We start from the raw sequence: 20153 nt of genomic DNA, 5'->3' as shown, positions 1-20153 counted from the left end.
GACATTCCGCCCAGCCGCGTACCGAATGCGGCCGGGCGAACGCCACGGTTCAGGCGCCGGGGTCTGTTTCCGGCTCGGAGGATTTCGCATTGGGATGGGCGGCGATGAACAGATCCATGACCTCATCGGTGATCTTCCCTCGGGGGGAGATCTCCAGTTCCTGTTCACGGGCCCATTCGCGGACGTCGGTGTTGGTGTATCCCCGCAGCCGGGAACCGGTGTCCGCGGCCTTCCTGGATCGCGTGGCCTGCTTGACCTCGCGGGAACTCTCCAGGACCTTCTCGATGAAGCCGAGGGCGTCGCACAGGCGCCGCTGGTTGTCGTCGGACAGGTCGATGGCGAAGGTCCGATCCAGCAGAGGGAACTCCCGCCTCGTCACGTCGGACCCCTCGGAGTGATCGAGGTCGTCGACCAGGATTACCTTCTGCGCCATCAGCCGCCCTTTCCGGTGAGCCTTCGTCTATGCCGACCGTGGCATCCTGCCCGCAACTGGCCGGTCGTTCATCCGCTTGATCCGTTGTTTGTCAACACACGGCACTTTCCCGAGCGATTGGCGAACGGCACAACGGATCGGGCCCGGTTCGTCGTGGAGACCGAAGAAGCGGCGGCGGACGGAGCCTAACGTTCGGACATGCCCCGCCTCTCCCTCAGCGACCTCTACCGCATCGCGGTGCCGGAAGATCCCCAGCTGCACCCCGGTGGAAGCAGCGTCGCCTACGTGGTCGTCACCGCCGACCGGGAATCGGACGAGAACCGGTCCGAGATCTGGCTCGTCGCCCCCGGCGCCGAGCCGCGGCGTCTGACGGGCGGTCCGCGCGACTCCTCCCCGCGCTGGTCGCCCGACGGGCGCTCGCTGGCCTTCCTCCGTCCCGTGGACGGAAAACCACAGATCCATCTGCTGCCGCTGGACGGCGGCGAGCCTCGCGTCCTCACCGCCGCCTCCCTGGGCGCGGGGGCGGCGGTCTGGTCTCCCGACGGCACCAGGATCGCCTATGGAGCGCCGCACGGCGACCCCGATCCGCACGCCCCCGTCGTGGCCGACCGCCTGGGGTACAAGGCGGACGGTACGGGGCTGCTGCGCGGCCTGACCGTGCACCTGTCCGTGGTGGACGTGGCGACGGGACAGACCCGGCAGATCACCTCGGGAGACTTCCACGCCGGCGAGCCGTCCTGGTCGCCGGACGGCCGGCGGCTCGCCTTCGCCGCGAGCATGGAGCCCGACCGCGACCTGGCCGTCGCGGGTGCGGTCTACTCGGTGGAGGCCTCGGGCGGTGAGCCGGAGCGGCTCACCGGCGCCGACGTGATCTGCATGGGTGCCTGGTGGCTGGGTGGGCGGTTGCTGGTGGCGGGGTACGCCGGTGACCCCGTCGGGCACACCCGCCTGTTCGCCCTCGGGGCGGATGGGCTTGTGGAGGTCGAGACCGGGCTCGATCGCAACGTCATGATGGACGCGCCCGGCTATCCCGGTGCGGCGCCCCAGCTGGCGGGGGACGATCTGATCTTCTGCGCCCGCGACGGAGGTTTCACCCACCTCTACCGCGCCCCCGGCGAGAAGATCATCGGTGGGGACCAGGTGGTCTCCGGTGTCAGTGCCGTCGGGGGCAGGATCGCCTACGTCGCCGCCACGCCGTACAGCGCGGGAGAGGTCTACCTCGTGGACGTCTCCGCGGGCCGGGCCGGTGCCCGGCCGGGTGATGGTCCGGCCGTGCCCGCCGCGACGGCGCCGGACGCGACCAGGCTCACCGACCACGCGCTCCCCGGCGTCGAGCTGTTCACCCCGCGGCGCCGTACCTTCACCGCTCCCGACGGGACACAGGTGGAGGGGTTCGTGCTGAGGGATGAGGGGCTCGCCGGGCCGGGGCCGCTCCTGCTGGACGCGCACGGCGGCCCGCACAACGCGTGGGCGCCGGTCTTCGACGGCGTGCACCTCTACCACCAGGTGCTCGCCGCCCGGGGCTGGACGGTGCTCACCGTCAACCCGCGCGGCAGCGACGGGTACGGCGAGGCGTTCTACACCGCCGCCCTCGGCGCCTGGGGGATCGCCGACACCGGCGACTTCCTGAACCCGATCGACGAGCTGGTCGCCGAGGGGATCGCCGACCCCGACCGGCTCGCGGTGACCGGCTACAGCTACGGCGGCTACATCGCCTGCTGGCTGCCGACCCAGACCGGCCGGTTCAAGGCGGCCGTCCCCGGCGGGTGCGTCAGCGACCTGGCCAGCATGGCCGGCACCTCCGACGCCGGGTATTTCCTGAAGATGTACGAGTGCGGCGACATCGCAGGCCAGTCCCCGATGACCCACGTCGCCCGGGTGACCACGCCCACTCTCATCCTCCACGGCGAGAACGACGACCGTTGCCCGGTGGGTCAGGCCGAGCAGTGGTTCGCCGCCCTGCGTGAGCGGGGCGTGCCGGTCCGGCTGGTCCGCTACCCCGGCGGCTCCCATCTGTTCATCCTCAACGGCCGCCCGTCCCATCGGGTGGACTACAACGAAAGGATCGTCGCGTGGCTGGAGCAATGGATCCCCTCCGCTGGCACGACCGTCTCGCAGGGCTGATCGCCGCATACGAGGTTCCCGGTGCGAGCCTGGCCTTCCTGCATGAGGGGGAGGTCCACGAATTCGCCGCGGGCGTGCTCAACGTGGACACCGGGGTGGAGGTGACCACCGACTCGCTCTTCCAGATCGGCTCGGTCAGCAAGGTGTGGACCGCCACCCAGATCATGCTTCTCGTCGAGCGGGGCGAGCTGACGCTCGACACCCCGGTCTCCCAGGTTCTGCCGGAATTCCGGGTCGCCGACCCGGAGGTGACCAAGACCGTCACGATCAGGCACCTGCTCTCGCACACCTCCGGCATCGACGGCGACCTTTTCCTCGACACCGGCCGCGGTGACGACTGCATCGAGAAGTACGTCGAGGCCTGCGCGGACCTCGCGCAGAACCATCCCATCGGCGCCACCCAGTCGTACTGCAACTCGGGCTTCATCATCGCCGGGCGGGTCGTCGAGCGCCTCACCGGCAAGGTGTGGGACGCCGCGCTGCGCGAGCAGATCATCGAGCCGCTCGGGCTGACCCACACCCACACCCTGCCGGAGGACGTCCTGCGCTTCCGCGGAGCCATGGGACACATGGACGGAGCACCCGCCCCCGTCTGGGGCCTGATGCGCTCCTGCGGCCCGGCCGGGCTGATCTGCGCCCGCCCCGCCGACGTCGTCGCCTTCGCCCGCGCGCACCTGGGCACCGAACTGCTCGCCGACCCGCAGGTGATGTGGCAGCCGCAGGTGGACATCCCCAACCCGCACACCATCGGGAAGCAGTGGGGACTGGGCTGGATCCTGGACGAGTGGCAGGGACGCCGCGTCATCTCCCACGGCGGCAACACCATCGGCCAGGCGGCCATGCTGTGGGCGGTGCCCGACACCGGGACGGTGGTGTGCGCGCTGGCCAACGGCGGCCACACCGCCGCGTTCCATCACGCCCTGGCCACCGAGCTCTTCGACGAGCTGCTCGGCCTGGCCGTGCCGCCCGTGCTGGGACCGCCGGACGAGCCGTTCGAGACCGACGTCGAGCGGTACGCCGGGGTGTACGAGCGGGCGGGCAGCCGGATGACGCTGACGGTCCGCGACGGCCGGCTCTCGCTGTACGGCGAGGCCACCGGCGCCCTCGCCGAGATGCATCCGCCCATGGAGTTCGATCTCGTCCCGGTGGACGACACCACCTTCGTCGGCCGCCCGGAAGGGGAGCTCCAGTGGCTGTCGGCCGTTTTCTACGAGCTCGCCGACGGCTCGCCCTACGTCCACCTCGGCGTGCGCGCCACCCCCAAGATCGCTTGAGGAGCCAGAATGCTTGAGAACCTGCAGGGGCGTTTCGACGAGGCGGCCCGGCGGCACGGCGTGCCCGGCGCCGCGCTCGCGGTCTGGACGGGCGGTGAGCTCGTCGAGGTCGCCACGGGCGTGGTGAACAGGAACATCGGTGTGGAGACCACGACCGACAGCGTCTTCCAGGTCGGCTCCACCACCAAGGTCTGGACCGCCGCCCTCGTGATGCAGCTCGTGGACGAGGGGCTGGTCGAGCTGGATCGGCCGGTCGGCGACTACCTGCCGGAGTTCGCCGTCGCCGACGGCGCGGAGAAGGCCATCACGGTCAGGCATCTGCTCACCCACACCGGTGGTTTCGACGGCGACCTGTTCGAGGACACCGGACGCGGCGACGACTGCCTGGACAAGTATGTGGACTTCCTGCACGACGCGGGCCACGTGCACGCCCCGGGCGCCCTGTTCTCCTACTGCAACGCCGGGTACTGCGTGCTCGGCGCCCTGGTCGCGCGGATGCGCGGCACCACGTGGGAGAGGGTGATGCGCGAGCGCCTGCTGGACCCGCTCGGCGCCACGCACTCGGCCCTCCTGCCGGAGGAGGCCATCCTGTTCCGGGCGGCGGCCGGTCACATCGGCCCCGAAAACACCGTCCACCACACGTGGGGCCTGCCGCGCTCCAACGCCCCCGCGGGCTCGACCATGTGCCTGGCTCCGCGCGAGCTGGTCCGTTTCGGCCGGATGTTCATCGCCGGAGGCCTGGCGGAGGACGGCACCCGGCTGCTCTCGGAGGAGTCGGTCACGGCCATGCGGACCCGGCAGGTCGACGTGCCGGGGATCTCCGGGCTGCTCGCCGACCGCTGGGGCCTGGGGTTCGAGCTGTTCGACTGGGGCGGCGAGGTCTACGGTCACGACGGCGGCACGATCGGGCAGAGCACGTTCTGGCGGGTCGCGCCGGGAGCGGACTTCGCCATCGCGATGAGCGCCAACGGCGGCGACTTCCTCGGCCTGCTCGTCGACGTGGTGCTGCCGGTGATACGCGAGGCCACCGGGCTCGCGATCCCGGACTTCCCGGTCCCGGCCGAGACGCCGCAGGCCGTGGACCTCACGCCGTACACCGGCAGGTACGAAGGGCCGATGCTCGCCTACGAGGTGACCGAGGGGGACGGCGGCCTGGACGTCACCTTGATCCCCGGCGAGTTCATGACCAAGTCGGGCACCCCGCGCAGCACCACCCGCTTCGTCCACCACTCCGGCCATTCCTTCATCGCGGCGGAGCCGCGGGGCGGCGGGCACGAGACGCTCACCTTCGTGGTCGAGGACGGTCGTGCCGCCTACATCCACAACGGACGGGCACTGCCCCGTGTGTGACACGCTGCGTGAGGTGTTCGACGACGCGGACGTGAAGGGCTTCATCCACGTCCGCGACGTCGACGGCGGCGCCGAGATCGGCCTCGGCGCCGACGAGCCGGTCGTGCTCGCCTCGGTGTTCAAGATCCCGATCGTCCTGGAGTACGCCAGGCAGGCCGCGGCCGGGACCCTGGAGCGCACCGAGCGGCTGACCGTCACCGCCGCGGACAAGGACGGCGGCATCGGCACCTCCGGCTGTGCCGACGACGTCTCGCTCACCCTGCGCGACCTGGCCCACTTCATGATGACGATGAGCGACAACGCGGCCACCGACGTGTTGCTGCGCCGGGTCGGGCTCGGTAACCTGCACGGTACGCTGCGCGATCTCGGCCTGGAGCGCACCCGTCTGATCGGCGGCTGCGCCGAGCTGCTCGGGAGCGCGGTGACCGAGCTGGGCCTCTCCGGTGAGGACGGCGTCCTCGACGAGGAGGCGCTCGCCGGGGTGAGCGAGGACCGGATCCGGGCGCTGCCGATCCTCGACCCGGAACGGACCACCTCGGGCACACCCCGCGAGATCACGACCCTGCTGAGCAAGATCTGGCGGGACGAGGCCGGACCTCCGGAGGCCTGCGCGGAGGTGCGCAGGATCATGGGCAACCAGATCTGGCCGCACCGGCTCTCCTCCGGGTTCGGCGACGAGATGAAGGTCTCCGGCAAGACCGGCACGCTCTGGGGCGTCCGCAACGAGGCAGGTGTCGTGGAGTATCCGGACGGGAAGCGCTACGCCGTTGCGGTCTTCCTGCGAACCGGCTCGTTCGATCTGCGGTTGCCCAGGGCCGATGGGGCGATCGGCCGTGCGGCTCGTGCGGCCATTGAGCACCTAAGAGAATAATGTCACTCTATGCCCGTTATCGTGAGCGGATGACCAACCAACCACGGGCCAGCCTGCAGCGGATCCTGGAGGATCTGGGCAGCACCGTGCTGGACGTGGCGGCCTCTCCCGGGGAACTCGACGCAGAGGTCACGGGCGTGCACATCTACGACCCCCTCGACGAGCTGCTGCTCCCGGAGGGGAGCATCCTGCTCGCCGTCGGGGTCGACCGCGCCGAGCAGATCTGCGCCCTGCTCGACGCGGCGGGCCCGGCGGCGGGCGTCGTCGTCAAACAGCCGGTGGACGTCGACGAGCTCGTCCGCGCGAAGGTCCTGGAGACCGGGGTGGCGGTGCTGGGCCTCACCCGTGCCGCCTCGTGGGCGCAGGTGGCCGCGCTGCTGCGCTCCCTGCTGGCGGAGGGCGACCTCATCGAACCGGGGGAGGCCCCACCGGACGACCTGTTCGCGCTGGCCAACGCCGTGTGCGCGCTCCTGGACGCGCCGATCACCATCGAGGACCGGTCATCGCGGGTGCTGGCCTACTCCGGGCGGCAGGACGAGGCCGACCCCGGCAGGGTGGAGACCGTGCTCGGCCGCCAGGTGCCGGAGCGGTACCGGCGGATGCTGGAGGCGCGCGGATTCTTCCGCCAGCTCTACCAGAGCCGTGAGCCGATCTACATGGAGCTGGACGACGACAGCATCAACCGGGCGGCGGTGGCCGTCCGGTCCGGAGACGAGATCCTCGGCTCCATCTGGGCCGCCGTGCGGGAGCCGCTGAGCGACCAGCGGCAGCGCGCCCTCGCCGACGCCGCCAAGATCGTTGCGCTGCAGTTGCTCCGGCAGCGGGCCGGGGCGGACACCAGGCGGCGGCTCCGCGCCGACCTGCTCTCCACCGTGCTGGCGGGCGGCAAGGACGCGGCCGAGGCGGCCGGGCGGCTCGGCGTCGCCAACGGGCGGCTGTGCGTGCTCGCAGCCCAGCTCAGCGCCGGATCCCACGCCGACGCCGCGCACCGGGAGAGCGACAGGCAGCGATTCTGCGACGCGCTGGCCCTGCACGTCGGGGCCATCCACCCCAAGGCCGCCGCCGCGCTGGTCGGCTCGGTGGCCTACGCCGTACTGCCACTGCACGCCGGCGGTGACGAGGAGGCGCGGGCCGTGCGGGTCGCCGAGAGCTTCCTGGTCCGTGTCGGTCCCCGGCACGCGGCCAACATCGGCGTGGGACGCCTGGCGAGCAACCTGACCGAGGTGGCGAGGTCCCGGGCCGACGCCGACCGGGCGCTGCGGGTGCTGCGTGCCCGCGAGGCGTCCGGCGCGGTCGCCGGCTACACCGGTGTGCACTTCGAGGCGCTGCTGCTGCAACTGTCAGACCTGGTGGAGGCCGAGGAGCAGGTCCCCACCGGGCCCTACGAACGGCTCGTGAGCCACGACGCCGAGCACGGCAGCGAGCTGGTCGCCACCCTGCGGGCCTACTTGGACGCGTTCGGCGACGTCAACGCCGCCTCGGCCAGGGTGCACGTGCACGCCAACACCTTCCGCTACCGGTTGAAGCGGCTCACCGAGATCAGCGGTCTGGACCTGGCCGATCCCGACGCGCGGCTGACCGTGATGCTTCAGATGCGGCTTTTCGGGCGGTAGAACGAGGGATTACGGGCTTTTCGTAGCGGAGGACGAAGAAGGATCGCCGGGAAAAGGCAACTGTGGGGCATCACCCCCACCTTCCTGGAGTCCCCATGAGAAACGCAGGAGTGGCGGCCGTGCTCGGCGCCCTCAGCCTGTCCGTGGCCGCATGTGGCGGTACGGCGGACTCCCCGTCAGGCGGACCCGCCGGCGGCACCTTCGCCTTCGCGATCAGCAGTGACCCCGGGGTGCTCGACCCGGCCATGGGCGTGCTCTCGGTCACCAACACGGCGCTGTCGCTGGCCTACGACACGCTGGTCAACGTCAGCCCCGACGGAAAGATCATCCCAGGGCTGGCCGAGAAATGGGACGTCCAGCCCGACTCGGTGACCTTCACCCTCCGCAAGGACGTCACCTGCTCCGACGGCTCCAAGCTCACCCCCACCGACGTGGCCGCCAATGTCAGCCATATCGCCGACCCGGCCGCCAATTCGTCGATCTACGGCGTGCTCGTCCCCGTCGGGATGAAGGCCAAGGCGGACGACGCGGCGGGGACGGTGACGCTCTCCACCCCCAAGCCCTTCAGCTTCATCCTGCAGAGCAGCTCGGGGATGTTCATCGTCTGCGGCAAGGGGGTCAAGGACCGCTCGCTGCTGGCCCGCGGCACTTCCGGCTCCGGACCCTACACGCTCACCGAGGCGGTGCCCGGCGACCACTACGCCTTCCAGGTCCGAAAGGACTACGCCTGGGGGCCGGGCGGCGCCACCACGAAGGAGCCGGGCCTGCCCGCCAAGATCGTGCTGAAGGTCGTGCCGAACGAGCAGACCGCCGCCAACCTGCTGATCTCCGGTGACCTCAACGGCGCGATCATCTACGGCCCCGACCGCGCTCGCCTGGAAGCCACCCCGGGGATGGACAAGATCATCCAGCCCGCGGGCAACGGGCAGTTCTTCTACCACCAGGGCGACGACCGGCCCGCCAAGGATCCGGCGGTGCGCAAGGCGCTCACCCAGGCGATCAACCTCAAGGAACTCGCCGGGATCGCCTCCGGCGGCACCGGCCGCCCGGCCACCGGGCTGGTGCTGGAGCCGCGGCCGTGCCAGGGCGACACCGTCACCGGCCACGTCCCGTCGTTCGACGCGGCGGCCGCGGGCACCGCGCTGGACGCCGCCGGCTGGAAGGCCGGCGCCGACGGCATCCGCGCCAAGGACGGCCGGAAGCTGGAGCTGCGCCTGCTCTACGCCACCACCAGAGGGCCGGGCGCGCAGGCCGCGGCCGAATACCTCGCCGCCGCGTGGAAGAAGGCAGGCGTCGACGTCAAACTGAACGGCGTCATCGACACCAAGCTGTCGGAGTCGCTCAACGCCACCCAGGACTGGGACGTCGCCTGGCTGCCGATCGGCGTCACGCTTCCCACGCAGCTCGTCGGCTTCCTGTCCGGCCCGGCGGCGCCGAAGGGCGCCAACTTCGCCCACCTGGCCAACGCCCGCTACGAGAAGCTGGTGGCCGAGGCCCAGGCCAAGCCGGCCGAGGAGGGCTGCAAGCTCTGGTTGGAGTCGGAGTCCGCGCTGTTCGAGAACGCCGACCTGGTGCCGGTCGTGGAGACCACCGTGCTGGCCGTCGCCAAGAACGCGAAGTTCGACATGATGGCGAGCCTGTTCCACCCGACCTCCATCCGGATGACCGAGGGGGGCTGAGTGGCCGGGACCTCTCGCCCGCCGGCCGGCGGGCGCCTGCTCACCGGCCGGACGCTCTCGGGCCGGATGCTTTCGGGCCGTGCGCGCGGTGCGTTCGTGCTGCGGCATCTCGCCCGGTTCGTGATCTCGCTGGTCGTGCTGCTCGTCGCGTCGTTCGCGATGATCCATCTGATACCCGGTGACCCGGTGCGCGCCTCGCTCGGCCCCGCCGCGCCGGTGGAGCTGATCGCCGCCAGGCGGGCGGCGCTCGGGCTGGACCAGCCGATCCTGTCCCAGCTGGTGTCCTACGTCCGCAACGTGCTGGGCGGGGAGTTCGGCACATCGTTCCTCAGCGGGGAGCCGGTCGGCAGGGTCATCGCCGAGCGGCTCCCCAACACACTCGCCCTCGCGCTGCTCGCGACCGTCGTGGCCCTGCTCGTCGCGGTACCGCTCGGCATGTGGGCGGGAGTCCGCACCGAGAACGGCCGCAACCGGGGCACCGAGGCGACCTTCACCTCGGCGACCGGCACGGCCGTCGCCGTGCCCGAGTTCCTCTACTCGATCGCCCTGGTGACCGTGTTCGCGATCGGCCTCGGCTGGTTCTCACCCGCGGGCAAGAGCGGGCCCGCGTCCTACGTGCTGCCGATCCTCTCCCTGGCCATCGCGCCGACGGCGATGATCGCCCGTATCTCCCGGGTGGAGACGCTGCGCGAGCTGGGCACCGACTACGTGCGCCTGGCACGTGCCAAACGGCTGCCCGCCGCCCGGCTGTACGTGCGGCACGTCCTGCCCAACACGCTCACCGCGACCCTCACCGTGGGCGGCCTGCTGCTCACCGGCCTGATCGCCGGAAGCGTGCTGGTCGAGTACGTCTTCGCGTGGCCGGGCCTCGGCCTGCGGATCGTGGAGTCGATCACCCAGAAGGACTATCCGGTCGCCCAGGGCGTGATCCTCGTCTACGGCGCGATCGTGCTCGCGGTGAACCTCCTCGTCGACCTGCTTCTGGGCGTGCTCGACCCCACCTCCGCCCTGAAGGAGAGCTGATGCGGCACCTGATGCGGACCCCCGCCGGGCTCATCGGGACCCTGTTGGTGGCGTTCATGGTGGTCCTGGCGATCGCCGGACCGCCGATCTGGGGCACCGAGGCCGAGCGCATCGACCCCGCGGTCATCCTCCAGGGAACCTCGGCCGCGCACCCGCTCGGCACCGACAACCTGGGCCGCGACATCCTCGCCCGGGTGCTGGTCGCGGGCCGGCTCTCACTCGCCCTCGCCCTGCTGGCCACGCTCATCGGCGCGATCGGCGGGATCGTGCTCGGCGCGCTCCCCTCGGTGCTGCCCCGCCGCGGCGCGCGCCTGGTCAACGGTGTGGTGAACGCGCTGGTCGCCTTCCCGGGACTGCTGCTGGCCATGTTCACCGCGGTGGTCACGGGGCTCGGCGCGCGAGGTGCCGTGCTGGGCATCGGCGCCGCCATCGCGCCCGGCTTCGCCCGGCTCACCCAGACGCTCGCCGCCTCGGTCGCCGGAGCCGACTACGTGTCGGCCGCCCGCATGCTCGGCGTCCCCCGGCGGCGGATCATGGCGCGCCACATCCTGCCCAACATCGCCGAGCCGCTGATCCTCAACCTCACCCAGGCACTGGGCGGCGCGCTGCTCGGCCTCTCCGGGATGTCCTTCCTCGGCCTGGGCGTGCAGCCGCCGTCGTTCGACTGGGGACGGCTGCTGTTCGACGGCTTCGGCCGTATCTACTCCACCCCGGCCGTCGCCCTCGGCCCCGCCGTCGCGGTGGCGCTCGCGGGCATCGGGTTCAACCTCCTGGGGGACGTCCTGGCACGCGCCGCGTCGCGCACCGCCGTACCGAGGGGGAAGACCACCCCGCAGGCCGCCTCCGCGCCCGGAGAACTCGGCGAGCCCGACCCGGAGGCGGTTCTGGAGGTGCGGGATCTCACCGTCACCTTTCCCGGCGGCGTGACACCGGTGCGCGGGCTGTCGCTGACCGTCGCCCCCGGCGAGATCGTCGGCCTGGTGGGGGAGTCGGGCAGCGGTAAGAGCCTGACCGCGTCGGCGATCGGCGGGCTGGTGCCCTACCCGGGCGAGGTGAGCGCGGCGCGGCTGCGGCTGTGCGGCGCCGACCTCGACGAGCTGCCGGAACAGGAGCGCCGCAAGCTGCTCGGCACGTCGCTGGCGATGGTCTTCCAGGATCCGATGGCCTCGCTCAACCCGGCGCTCAGAGTCGGCGGGCAGCTCGCGGAGGTGGCGACCGTACACCAGGGCGCGAGCCGTACCGAGGCCATGACCAGGGCCGTGGACCGGCTCGGGCATGTGCGCATTCCGGAGCCCGGCAGGCGGGCCCGGCAACATCCGCACGAGCTGTCCGGCGGAATGAGGCAGCGCGCGGTGATCGCGATGGGCCTGATGGGCACACCGCGGCTGATCATCGCCGACGAGCCGACCACCGCCCTCGACGTGACCGTGCAGCGACAGATCCTGCGCCTGCTGCGGGAGGTGACCGGCGAGACCGGCGCGGCGACCCTGTTCATCTCCCATGACATCGCCGTGGTCGGCGAGCTGTGCCACCGGGTCGTGGTGATGTACGCGGGCCGCGTGGTCGAGGAACTGCCGGTCGAGAAGCTGACCTCCGGTGCCGCCCACCCCTACACCCGCGCGCTGGTCGCCTCGCTGCCCGACATGGACACCGACAGGTCCCTGCCGCTGGCCAGCATCCCCGGCCATCAGCCCTCGCCCGCCGAGCTCGGTGCGGGCTGCGCCTTCGCGGCCCGCTGCGAGCTGGCGACCGGCCGTTGCGCCGAGCGCCCGCCCCTGATCCCGTACGGCAAGGCGCACCAGGTCGCCTGCTGGGAGGCATCATGATCATCAAGAACCTCACGGTGCGGTTCGGCGCGTTCACCGCCGTCGACGACGTCACACTGGAGATCCCGGCCGGGGCGATCGTCGGCCTGGTGGGGGAGTCGGGGTCGGGCAAGTCCACGCTGGCCAGGGCGATGACCGGGCTGGTGCCGTACACCGGTGAGATCGTCGGCGGCGATCCGCGCCGGATCCAGATGGTCTTCCAGGATCCCTACGCCTCCCTCGACCCGCGGATGACCGTGGGAGCGTCGGTGGCCGAGGGACTTCGCGTGCCCCGCGCCGCCCGCCAGGCGGAGGTGGAGCGGCTGCTGTCGCTGGTGTCGCTGCCCGCCTCGATGGCGGGGCGCTACCCGCGCGAGCTGTCCGGTGGCCAGCGGCAGCGGGTGGCGGTCGCCCGGGCACTGGGCGCGCGCCCCGAGCTGCTGGTCGCCGACGAGATCACCTCCGCCCTGGACGTCTCCGTCCAGGGCTCGGTGCTCAACCTGGTCCGCTCGCTGCGCGAGGAGCTCGGGCTGTCGATGCTGTTCATCTCGCACAACCTCGCCGTGGTCCGGTACGTCTCCGATGTCGTCGCGGTGATGCATCAGGGCCGGCTGGTCGAGATGGGGGCGACGGAAGAGGTGGTGGGTTCGCCCCAAGACGGCTACACCCGCTCCCTGCTCGAGGCGGTGCCCCGCCTCAGGCGCACCTGAAAAGCGGCCGGCCTCCCGTTTCCCGCCCGTTCGGAACGGGCGGGAAACGGGAGACCGGCCGGGCTGGACGGCACGTGCTCTTCGGCCATGCGCACCATGCCGTCATCGTGACCTCCGGCACTTATCCGGCTGCCCTCCCCGCTCCTAACGTCGGACCGTTCCCTCAGTCCGTCAAGTCAAGGAGCTCCCATGCCCCTCCTTTGGATGTTGCGCTTCGGCGCGGTATGCGGCGTCGTCATGGCGCTGTCACTCGGCATACCCGGTGCGATCGAGGCGTTCACCGGCGAGACCGCCGCGACCAGCTTCGCCCTCGGCCTCGGAGCCGCGTTCGGGGCGCCCGCGGTGACCGCCTTCCACCTGCGCCAGAGCCCCTCCTCCGGGCGCTTCGGCACTGTGGCGTACGCCGTGAACATGATCGGCCTCAACCTTTTCGCAGGCATCGCTTTCGCGCTCAACCTCGTCGTCTTCTTCCTCGAACCGGTGGTGGCGGCCGCGGTGCTCGCCGGACCCACCAGGATCGCCCTGCTCGCCGGTGTCGCGGTCTTCGTCATCGGTACCGCGCTGTTCTGCGCGTCGATGGTGCGCGCCCGAGTCTTCCCGCGGGTTCCCGCCTGGGGCTACGGCGTCACGCTGGTGCTGCTGGCACTGTTCGCGTCGCTGCCCGACACGCCCCTGACCGGCGTGCTGCACGTGCTGGCCGCCGGATCGCTGATCTGGCTGTCACTGTCGCTGCGGCGGGGCGAGGTGACGTCCGGCCGGGAGGCCGCGCCGTACGTGACGGCCGGGTAGAGCGGCGTGCGATCCGGCCGTAGGCTTGCGGACGTGCCCATCTCACGCCCTGTGCCGTGGGTGTCGCCGGTCCTCTACGGCGCGGTGCTGGCGGCGGGTCTGTACGCCTGGCTGGCCGGACTCGGCGACACCCAGCCGGTGTTGTTCGCCGGTGGCCTGGCCGCGCTGGCCGGGATCGACCTGCTGGAGCGGCGCCGCTACCCGGCCCGCACGCCGCGGCGGCCGGCGGCCGCACTGCTCGGCGCGCGGATCGCGCTGTTCGCGGCCGTCGCGGCGGTCGACGGATCCGGGCTGTCGCGGGCGTTGTTCGTGCTGGTGCCGTTCACCGCGTACTTCGCCTTCGGCCGCGCGATCGCGGTCGCACTGGCCGCGGCCGGTGCCCTGCTACTGATGACCGCCGGCGCGGTGGCCGACCCGCGCTGGTACGCCGACGTCGAGCAGGTGTCCGATCTGCTGATGTTCTGCGTGGGACTGGTCCTGACCGTCAGCATGGCCGCGGTCGCCGTCGAGGAGCGGCGGGCCAGGGCCGAGCTGGCCGCCTCCACCGCCAGGGTCGCCGAGTTGTCCGCCACGGCCGAGCGTAACCGGGTGGCCCGGGACATCCATGATGATCTCGGACATCATCTGACGGCGATCGTCCTGCTGCTGGAGAAGGCCACCGCCTTCCGTGATCTGGATTCCGGCGCGGCGGACCGGGCGGTCCTGGACGCCCATGGCTCGGCGCGGCGCGCGTTGGACGACGTACGGCGATCGGTCCGCACCCTGCGCGAGGTGGGCGAGCCCTTCAGCCTCTCGGACGCGCTCACCGACCTGGTGGCGGGCCAGGCGGAGGACGGCGGTCCGACCGTCGTCCTGGAGTTCGCCGGTGAGGAGAGCGGGCACGACGCGGCGGCGCTCAGGGCCCTCTACCGGGCCGCCCAGGAGGGCATCACCAACTCCAGGCGGCACGCACGCGCCACCCTCGTCTCAGTGGCCGCCACCCTCGACGCGGCGGGCGCGGAGCTGGTGGTCCGTGACGACGGCCGCGGCTTCTCACCAGAACGGGAGGGATACGGCCTGCTCGGCATGCGTGAGCGCGTGCAACTGGCCGGCGGCCGGGTCGACATCGGCGGCGCCTCCGGTGGTGGCACCCGGCTGACCGTCACGATCCCCCGCCGGTCCGCGCCGTGACCCCGGACCCGCCGGTCCGCGTCCTGGTCGTCGACGACCAGCGGCTCATCAGGGAGGCCATCGCCTCGCTGCTCGACATCCAGCCCGGCATCGTCATGATCGGCACCGCGGCGGACGGACGCGACGCGGTGGAACAGGCGGTCGTTCTGGCACCTGATGTGGTGCTCATGGACGTCAGGATGCCCGAGATGGACGGCGTCGAGGCCGTCACCGTCCTGCGCGACCATGCCCCCGGCGTCCGGGTGGTCATGCTCACCACCTTCGACGACGAGGAGTACGTCGTCCAGGCGCTGCGCGCGGGCGCGACCGGTTACCTGCTCAAGGACCTACCGGCCCGGGAGCTGGCCGCCGCCGTACGGCTCGCGCACGCCGGCGTCGCCCAGCTCGACCCGGCGGCCGCGGCGCGTCTGGCCTCGGCCCTCGCCGACCGGCCCGGTGCCCGGCTGGACACCTCCCTGACCGCGAGGGAGATCGACGTGCTCCGGCTGATCGCCCGCGGTTCGACCAACCGCGAGATCGCCGGGCACCTGTATCTCAGCGAAGGCACCGTGAAGAACCACATCTCGCGCATCCTCAACCGGCTCGGCCTCCGCGATCGCACCCAGGCGGCCGTCTACGCCCGCGACCACGGCCTGCTCTAGATCCCCTGGCCGGGAGTCCCGAACGGATGAGCCGCGGCGTAGCGGTTCCGAGGTCACCGATCATGCGCCGGCCGCAGATCGGTCTTCGAATGTCAGAGGGTGATCCATTCGGTGGAGGTGGTGACCTCCTCCAGGATGTCCTGGATCGGATCGACGCCGATGCCGGGGCCGGTCGGCACGTCGAGGTGACCATCGCGCAACTCGAACGGCGCGGTGATGTCGGTGGCGAAATAGCGGCGCGAGGCGGAGGTGTCGCCGGGCAGGGTGAACCCGGGCAGCGCGGCCAGCGCGACGTTGGCGGCGCGGCCGATGCCCGTCTCCAGCATGCCGCCGCACCACAGGGCGACGCCGTGGGCGCGGGCCAGCTCGTGGATGCGGCGGGCCTCCAGATAGCCGCCGACCCGGCCGGGTTTGACGTTGATGATCGAGCAGGCGCCCAGGGTGATGGCGGCGGCGGCGTGCTCGGCCGACTCGATGGACTCATCCAGGCAGATCGGGGTCGTCAGCAGCGTGGCCAGCCGGGCGTGCTGGACCAGGTCGTCGTTGGCCAGGGGTTGTTCGATGAGCAGCAGGTCGAAGGCGTCGAGCTTGGCCAGCCGGGGGGCGTCGGCCAGGGTGTAGGCGGCGTTGGCGTCGACCTGCAGCAGCACCTGCTCGCCGAAGCGTTCGCGCACCGCGCGGACCGGGGCGAGGTCCCAGCCGGGTTCGATCTTCAGTTTGATCCGGATGTAGCCCTCGTCGAGGTAGCCGGCGACGGCGTCGAGGAGTTCGGGGATGGAGTTCATGATGCCCACCGACACCCCGCACGGCACCCGGTCGGCGGCGGCGCCCAGGAAGGAGGCGAGCGGCTGGCCGGTGGCGCGTAGCTGGGCGTCCAGGACGGCGGTCTCCAGGGCGGCCTTGGCCATCCGGTGGCCCTTGAACGGTTCCATGGCCCGCTGTACGCGGTAGGCGTCGGGGTGGGCGGGCAGGGCGGGGATGAGGAAGCGGCGCAGCATCTCGGCGGCGGCGTCGACGTATTCGGAGGAGTACAGCGGTTGTGACATGGCCACGCACTCTCCCCAGCCCTCGGCCTCGGGGGTGACGACCCGCACGAGCAGCACGTCGCGTTCGGTCTCGGTGCCGAACGAGGTGCGAAACGGTGCGAGCAGTGGCATGCCGATCCGCCGCAGTTCGATTCCAGTGATCTTCATGATGGTGTGCGGCCTCCGCCGCGTCTCCCTTCGATAGCGCCGCCGGTCAGGCGACCCGTTACTGGATGTCGCGCGGCTCGCGCCGCGTCCGTCCGAGCGCTCCGCTCGGGGTGGTCTCACCGCCCGTGCCGGGCTTCGCGCCGCGAGCTCCGCCGCTCGGGGTGGTCAAGCGGTCCGCTCCACGAGGTAGCAGGATCTGCCGTGGAAGCCGGTGACGCGGGCTCCTTCCTCCATCAGCCCGCCCAGCACCTCGCGTACGGCGTGGCGCCATGCCCTGGCCGCGTCCGGGTCGGTGCGGCGCAGCGCCTCGATGTCGGGCGGAACCGTGACCGTCACCGTCCGGGCGTCGGTCCGTCCGGCGACCGGGCGGCCGTCGCGTTCGGTCAGGGCGGTCACCGCGTCCGGCGGGATCTGCGGCCGGTGCGGCTCGCTCCGGACGGCGGCCAGCACTCGCGGCTCGGACAGCCGCCAGACGGCGAGCATCCGGTCGGACTCGTCGCCGTTGTTGATCGCGTCTCCCATGAGGCCGTAGAAGGACGGCAGGTACTCCTCGGGCCGGGCGCCGAGTTTGACCAGGTTGAAGTGGGCGTTGCGCCGGATCAGCGGGTCGTAGGTCCAGGTGATCCGGTCCAGGCCCCGCTCCAGTGCCCAGGCCCGTTGGTGCAGCTTGAGCGCGAACCCGATCCCGCGCCCGGCGGAGGCGCCGGTGACGTGGGAGTGCAGCACCTGCCCGGCCGGCGACGCCAGGAAACCGACCGACGCGCCGACCAGCCGGTCGCCCTGGTAGGCCCCGGCCACGTAGTTGCCCGCGTGCGACAGCGCCCGCATGAGCTCGACGGTGATGGGCGCACCGCCCGGGGCGGGGTGCCAGATGTCGTCGAACAGCCGGTAGACCCCCTCCAGTTCCTCGATGGAGTGGAGCTCGCGTAGCACGAGGCCGCTCATCCGAGCACCGCCCGGACCAGGCCGGTCAGCAGCGCCGTCCGGCCGGGCATCTCGGCCACGATCACGTGCTCGTTGTCGGCATGGGCGCCGCCGCCCACCGCGCCCAGTCCGTCGAGCGTGGGGCAGCCGACTCCGGCGGTGAAGTTTCCGTCGGACGCGCCGCCCACTCCGACGCCGGAGAGAGGGGCGAGCCCGAGGCCGGCGGCGACCTGCTGGGCGACGGCGAACAGCCCGGCCGACGAGGTCTCCTCCAGGGGAGGGCGGTTCAGGTCTCCCAGGACCTCCAGCCGGGTTCCGGCGAGCCGGGGGGACAGGGCTTTCATGAGCTCGTCCACTCGCTGTTGCGCGGTGAGGGTGGGCACGCGCACGTCGACCTCCACGCGGGCCAGCGCGGGCACGGTGTTGACCGTGGTGCCCGCCGACAGCACCGTGGGCGTGACGGTGGTCGGCCCGAGGCCACCCGGCCCGCCGGGCGCCGCGATGCCGGGGGCATCGTCCACCGCGGCGCCCGGCCGGGCGGCCGGAAGCGGGGATCCGCCCGCCGCGGCCGGGGACGTCACGCCGCAGGGGCCCCCGTTCACCTGGTCGGCGAGCGCGGCGACGGCGAGGATCTGGTGGGCCAGCTCGATTCCGGCGTTGGCCCCCTTGTCCGGTTCCAGGCCCGCGTGCGCGGCCTTGCCGTACACGGTGAGCGTGTAGGTGGAGGTGCCCTTGCGGGCGGTCTTGAGCGCCCCGCCGTCGGCGCTGGCCTCCAGCACGAACGCGGCCGAGCAGCCGCGCGCCGACTCCTCGATCAGCGCGCGTGAGGATGGCGAGCCGACCTCCTCGTCTCCGGTGACCAGCACGCACAACCCCGCCAGCGAGGGCAGGGCGGCCAGCGCGTGGAAGGCCTGCACCAGTCCGGCCTTCATGTCGAACACGCCGGGGCCGCGGGCGATCCCGTCCACCAGTGACCAGGGGTGTCGGGCGAGCGTCCCGATCGGCCAGACGGTGTCGTGGTGGCCGATCACCAGGACGCGGGGCGTGCCGAAGGTCCACCGCAGGTGGGTGACCCCGTCGATCACGATCGCCTCGGGGTGCGCGCCGAGTCTTCTGAACCCCTGGTCGGCGACCAGCCGGGCGCTGCGGGCCACCGCCTGGTGGTCGGCGGAGAAGGACTCGCACGAGACGAGCTCCTCCAGGTCCGCGAGCATGGCGTCCAGGTTCATCGTGGTCGTCCCAGCTCGGCGCGGAACAGCCGCAGGACGTTGTCACCGAGGATCTTGACGATGTCGTTCTCCGGGACGCCCCGTCCTACCAGCGCCTCGGTGACCAGCGGCAGGCCGCGCGGTCCGTCGAGTCCCGGCAGGTAGGCCAGGGGGTCGATCTCGCCGCCGTAGCCGAGGTCCTCGCAGCACGGCGGCGTGAGCTCGGTCAGCACCTCGTGGACGAAGTCGGGGCCGAGACCGACATGGTCGATCCCGCCGACGCTCACGATGTGCTCGATGTGGTCCACCAGGCGGTCGACGGTGTATTCGGCCGGGTCCGCCGACAGGAAGGCCGCCAGGAAGTTGACGCAGACCACGCCGCCGGTGGCGGCGATGGCGCGGATCTGGTCGTCGGTGAGGTTGCGGTGGTGATCGCGCAGGGCCCGGGCCGAGGAGTGGGTCGCCATCACCGGCCGGGTGGCCAGCTCCAGCACGTGCTCCACCCCGGAGGCGCCCAGATGCGAGACGTCGAAGATCATGCCGAGGCGCTCCATCTCCCGGACCGCCTCCACCCCGGCCGCGGTGAGCCTGCTGCCGGTGGCGTCCTCGCCGCTGCCGTCGGCCAGCGCGGTGCGGCCCCAGTGCGCGATCGAGGCGACCCGCACGCCCAGCCGGTGCAGGGTGGCCAGCAGCTCGACGTTCGCGTCCAGCCCGGGGCGCTCTCCAGCGCGAGCACCAGGGCGATCTTCTCCTCGCCGAGCGCCTCGTCGATCTGGGCGCCGTCCACGCAGAGCCGTACCGCGTCCGGGTTGCCCTCGGCGAGGGTGTGCGCGCACTCGATCATGCGCAGGGTCTGCCGGAGGGCTCCCTCCGGCCGGTATTCGTCGTCGATGAAGACCGGCAGCACCTGCACGTTCACCCCGCCCTCGCGGAGCTGGGGCAGCCAGCGTTCACGGAAGAACGACGCCCAGCGCCCTGGTGGACGTGCGGTCACCGCCATCAACAGGTCGTTGTGGGTGTCCGCGACGACGGCGCGGTGGTGGAGCTCAACGGACACGTGCCAGCCCTCCGATGCGTGATTACCGCGACGGTATGACAGGTCAGGGGTTGGGGAATTCGTCCGTTCTCCTAAGAGCTGGCCGAGTATTTGTCCATTCGGCCAAGATCACTTGTTCTGCTCGGGGTGGCGGGGTGATCGGAGCGGATCGGTGTGAAGGGGGCGCGGGTGACCGGAAGGTGAACGATGAAGGAAAGTTACAGGATCCTCACAACACGTGGAGATTATTGACGCGACTCCTCGGCCGCCCGTAGGGTCCGGACAACCCCGGCTTCCCGGCCTCGAAAGA

Annotated in this window: 18 protein-coding genes; 12 read left to right on the top strand and 6 right to left on the bottom strand. The window is 71.6% G+C overall.

What is annotated here, in order from left to right; genetic code table 11:
- Positions 1–49 precede the first annotated feature (49 nt).
- Complete coding sequence (locus ACQPYK_RS28160; RefSeq protein ID WP_433237060.1) at positions 50–433, bottom strand: histone-like nucleoid-structuring protein Lsr2; 384 nt, start codon at positions 431–433, stop codon at positions 50–52.
- 198 nt (positions 434–631) lie between these two features.
- Here ACQPYK_RS28160 and ACQPYK_RS28155 point away from each other — a divergent pair, with 198 nt between their 5' ends.
- The 12 genes from ACQPYK_RS28155 (at position 632) to ACQPYK_RS28100 (ending at position 15482) form a co-directional block, all read left to right on the top strand.
- A complete protein-coding gene (locus ACQPYK_RS28155) occupies positions 632–2557 on the top strand; it encodes a S9 family peptidase (protein WP_433237057.1) in 1926 nt (641 codons plus the stop codon).
- The gene (locus tag ACQPYK_RS28150; protein ID WP_433237055.1) at positions 2506–3831 is read left to right on the top strand and encodes a serine hydrolase; all 1326 of its coding nucleotides are present in this window, start codon (positions 2506–2508) and stop codon (positions 3829–3831) included. Before ACQPYK_RS28155 ends, ACQPYK_RS28150 begins: the two co-directional genes overlap by 52 nt.
- 9 nt (positions 3832–3840) lie before the next feature.
- On the top strand, positions 3841–5181 hold the full coding sequence (locus ACQPYK_RS28145) for a serine hydrolase domain-containing protein (RefSeq protein ID WP_433237052.1): 1341 nt from the start codon (positions 3841–3843) through the stop codon (positions 5179–5181).
- Positions 5182–5194: 13 nt separating this feature from the next.
- A complete protein-coding gene (locus ACQPYK_RS28140) occupies positions 5195–6052 on the top strand; it encodes a serine hydrolase (RefSeq protein WP_433237049.1) in 858 nt (285 codons plus the stop codon).
- A 29-nt stretch (positions 6053–6081) separates the two neighbouring features.
- Positions 6082–7665 carry a PucR family transcriptional regulator gene (locus ACQPYK_RS28135; protein WP_433237046.1) on the top strand — a complete coding sequence of 528 codons (1584 nt, stop codon included), beginning with the start codon at positions 6082–6084 and terminating at the stop codon, positions 7663–7665.
- Positions 7666–7760: 95 nt separating this feature from the next.
- Positions 7761–9344: an ABC transporter substrate-binding protein gene (locus tag ACQPYK_RS28130; protein WP_433237043.1), complete on the top strand. Its 1584-nt coding sequence runs from the start codon at positions 7761–7763 to the stop codon at positions 9342–9344.
- The gene (locus ACQPYK_RS28125; protein WP_433237040.1) at positions 9345–10367 is read left to right on the top strand and encodes an ABC transporter permease; all 1023 of its coding nucleotides are present in this window, start codon (positions 9345–9347) and stop codon (positions 10365–10367) included.
- Complete coding sequence (locus tag ACQPYK_RS28120) at positions 10367–12193, top strand: dipeptide/oligopeptide/nickel ABC transporter permease/ATP-binding protein (RefSeq protein ID WP_433237037.1); 1827 nt, start codon at positions 10367–10369, stop codon at positions 12191–12193. Before ACQPYK_RS28125 ends, ACQPYK_RS28120 begins: the two co-directional genes overlap by 1 nt.
- A complete protein-coding gene (locus ACQPYK_RS28115; protein ID WP_433237034.1) occupies positions 12190–12882 on the top strand; it encodes an ABC transporter ATP-binding protein in 693 nt (230 codons plus the stop codon). Before ACQPYK_RS28120 ends, ACQPYK_RS28115 begins: the two co-directional genes overlap by 4 nt.
- 189 nt (positions 12883–13071) lie before the next feature.
- The gene (locus ACQPYK_RS28110) at positions 13072–13671 is read left to right on the top strand and encodes a hypothetical protein (RefSeq protein WP_433237031.1); all 600 of its coding nucleotides are present in this window, start codon (positions 13072–13074) and stop codon (positions 13669–13671) included.
- A gap of 33 nt (positions 13672–13704) precedes the next feature.
- Positions 13705–14841, top strand: coding sequence for a sensor histidine kinase (locus ACQPYK_RS28105; protein WP_433237028.1), 1137 nt, complete (start codon positions 13705–13707; stop codon positions 14839–14841).
- Entirely contained in the window at positions 14838–15482 is a 645-nt protein-coding gene (locus ACQPYK_RS28100) for a response regulator (protein ID WP_433237025.1), read from the top strand. The genes ACQPYK_RS28105 and ACQPYK_RS28100 overlap by 4 nt, the downstream gene beginning before the upstream one ends.
- A gap of 92 nt (positions 15483–15574) precedes the next feature.
- Here the strand turns inward: ACQPYK_RS28100 and menC are convergent, their stop codons facing one another.
- The 5 genes from menC to ACQPYK_RS28075 all read right to left on the bottom strand — a co-directional run bounded on the left by menC (position 15575) and on the right by ACQPYK_RS28075 (position 19864).
- Positions 15575–16675, bottom strand: coding sequence for an o-succinylbenzoate synthase (gene menC, locus ACQPYK_RS28095; protein ID WP_433237022.1), 1101 nt, complete (start codon positions 16673–16675; stop codon positions 15575–15577).
- Between the two features lie 165 nt (positions 16676–16840).
- Positions 16841–17620 carry a GNAT family N-acetyltransferase gene (locus ACQPYK_RS28090; RefSeq protein WP_433237019.1) on the bottom strand — a complete coding sequence of 260 codons (780 nt, stop codon included), beginning with the start codon at positions 17618–17620 and terminating at the stop codon, positions 16841–16843.
- Positions 17617–18828: a M20 family metallopeptidase gene (locus ACQPYK_RS28085; RefSeq protein ID WP_433237016.1), complete on the bottom strand. Its 1212-nt coding sequence runs from the start codon at positions 18826–18828 to the stop codon at positions 17617–17619. The genes ACQPYK_RS28090 and ACQPYK_RS28085 overlap by 4 nt, the downstream gene beginning before the upstream one ends.
- Positions 18825–19457, bottom strand: coding sequence for a dipeptidase (locus ACQPYK_RS28080; RefSeq protein ID WP_433258924.1), 633 nt, complete (start codon positions 19455–19457; stop codon positions 18825–18827). Before ACQPYK_RS28080 ends, ACQPYK_RS28085 begins: the two co-directional genes overlap by 4 nt.
- Positions 19343–19864: a membrane dipeptidase gene (locus ACQPYK_RS28075; protein ID WP_433237013.1), complete on the bottom strand. Its 522-nt coding sequence runs from the start codon at positions 19862–19864 to the stop codon at positions 19343–19345. Before ACQPYK_RS28075 ends, ACQPYK_RS28080 begins: the two co-directional genes overlap by 115 nt.
- Positions 19865–20153 lie beyond the last annotated feature (289 nt).

Source organism: Streptosporangium sp. CA-135522 (assembly GCF_050949235.1).
Lineage (GTDB): Bacteria > Actinomycetota > Actinomycetes > Streptosporangiales > Streptosporangiaceae > Streptosporangium.
The sequence above is the reverse complement of the archived record's forward strand: the minus strand, read 5'-3'. Positions and strand labels throughout refer to the sequence as shown.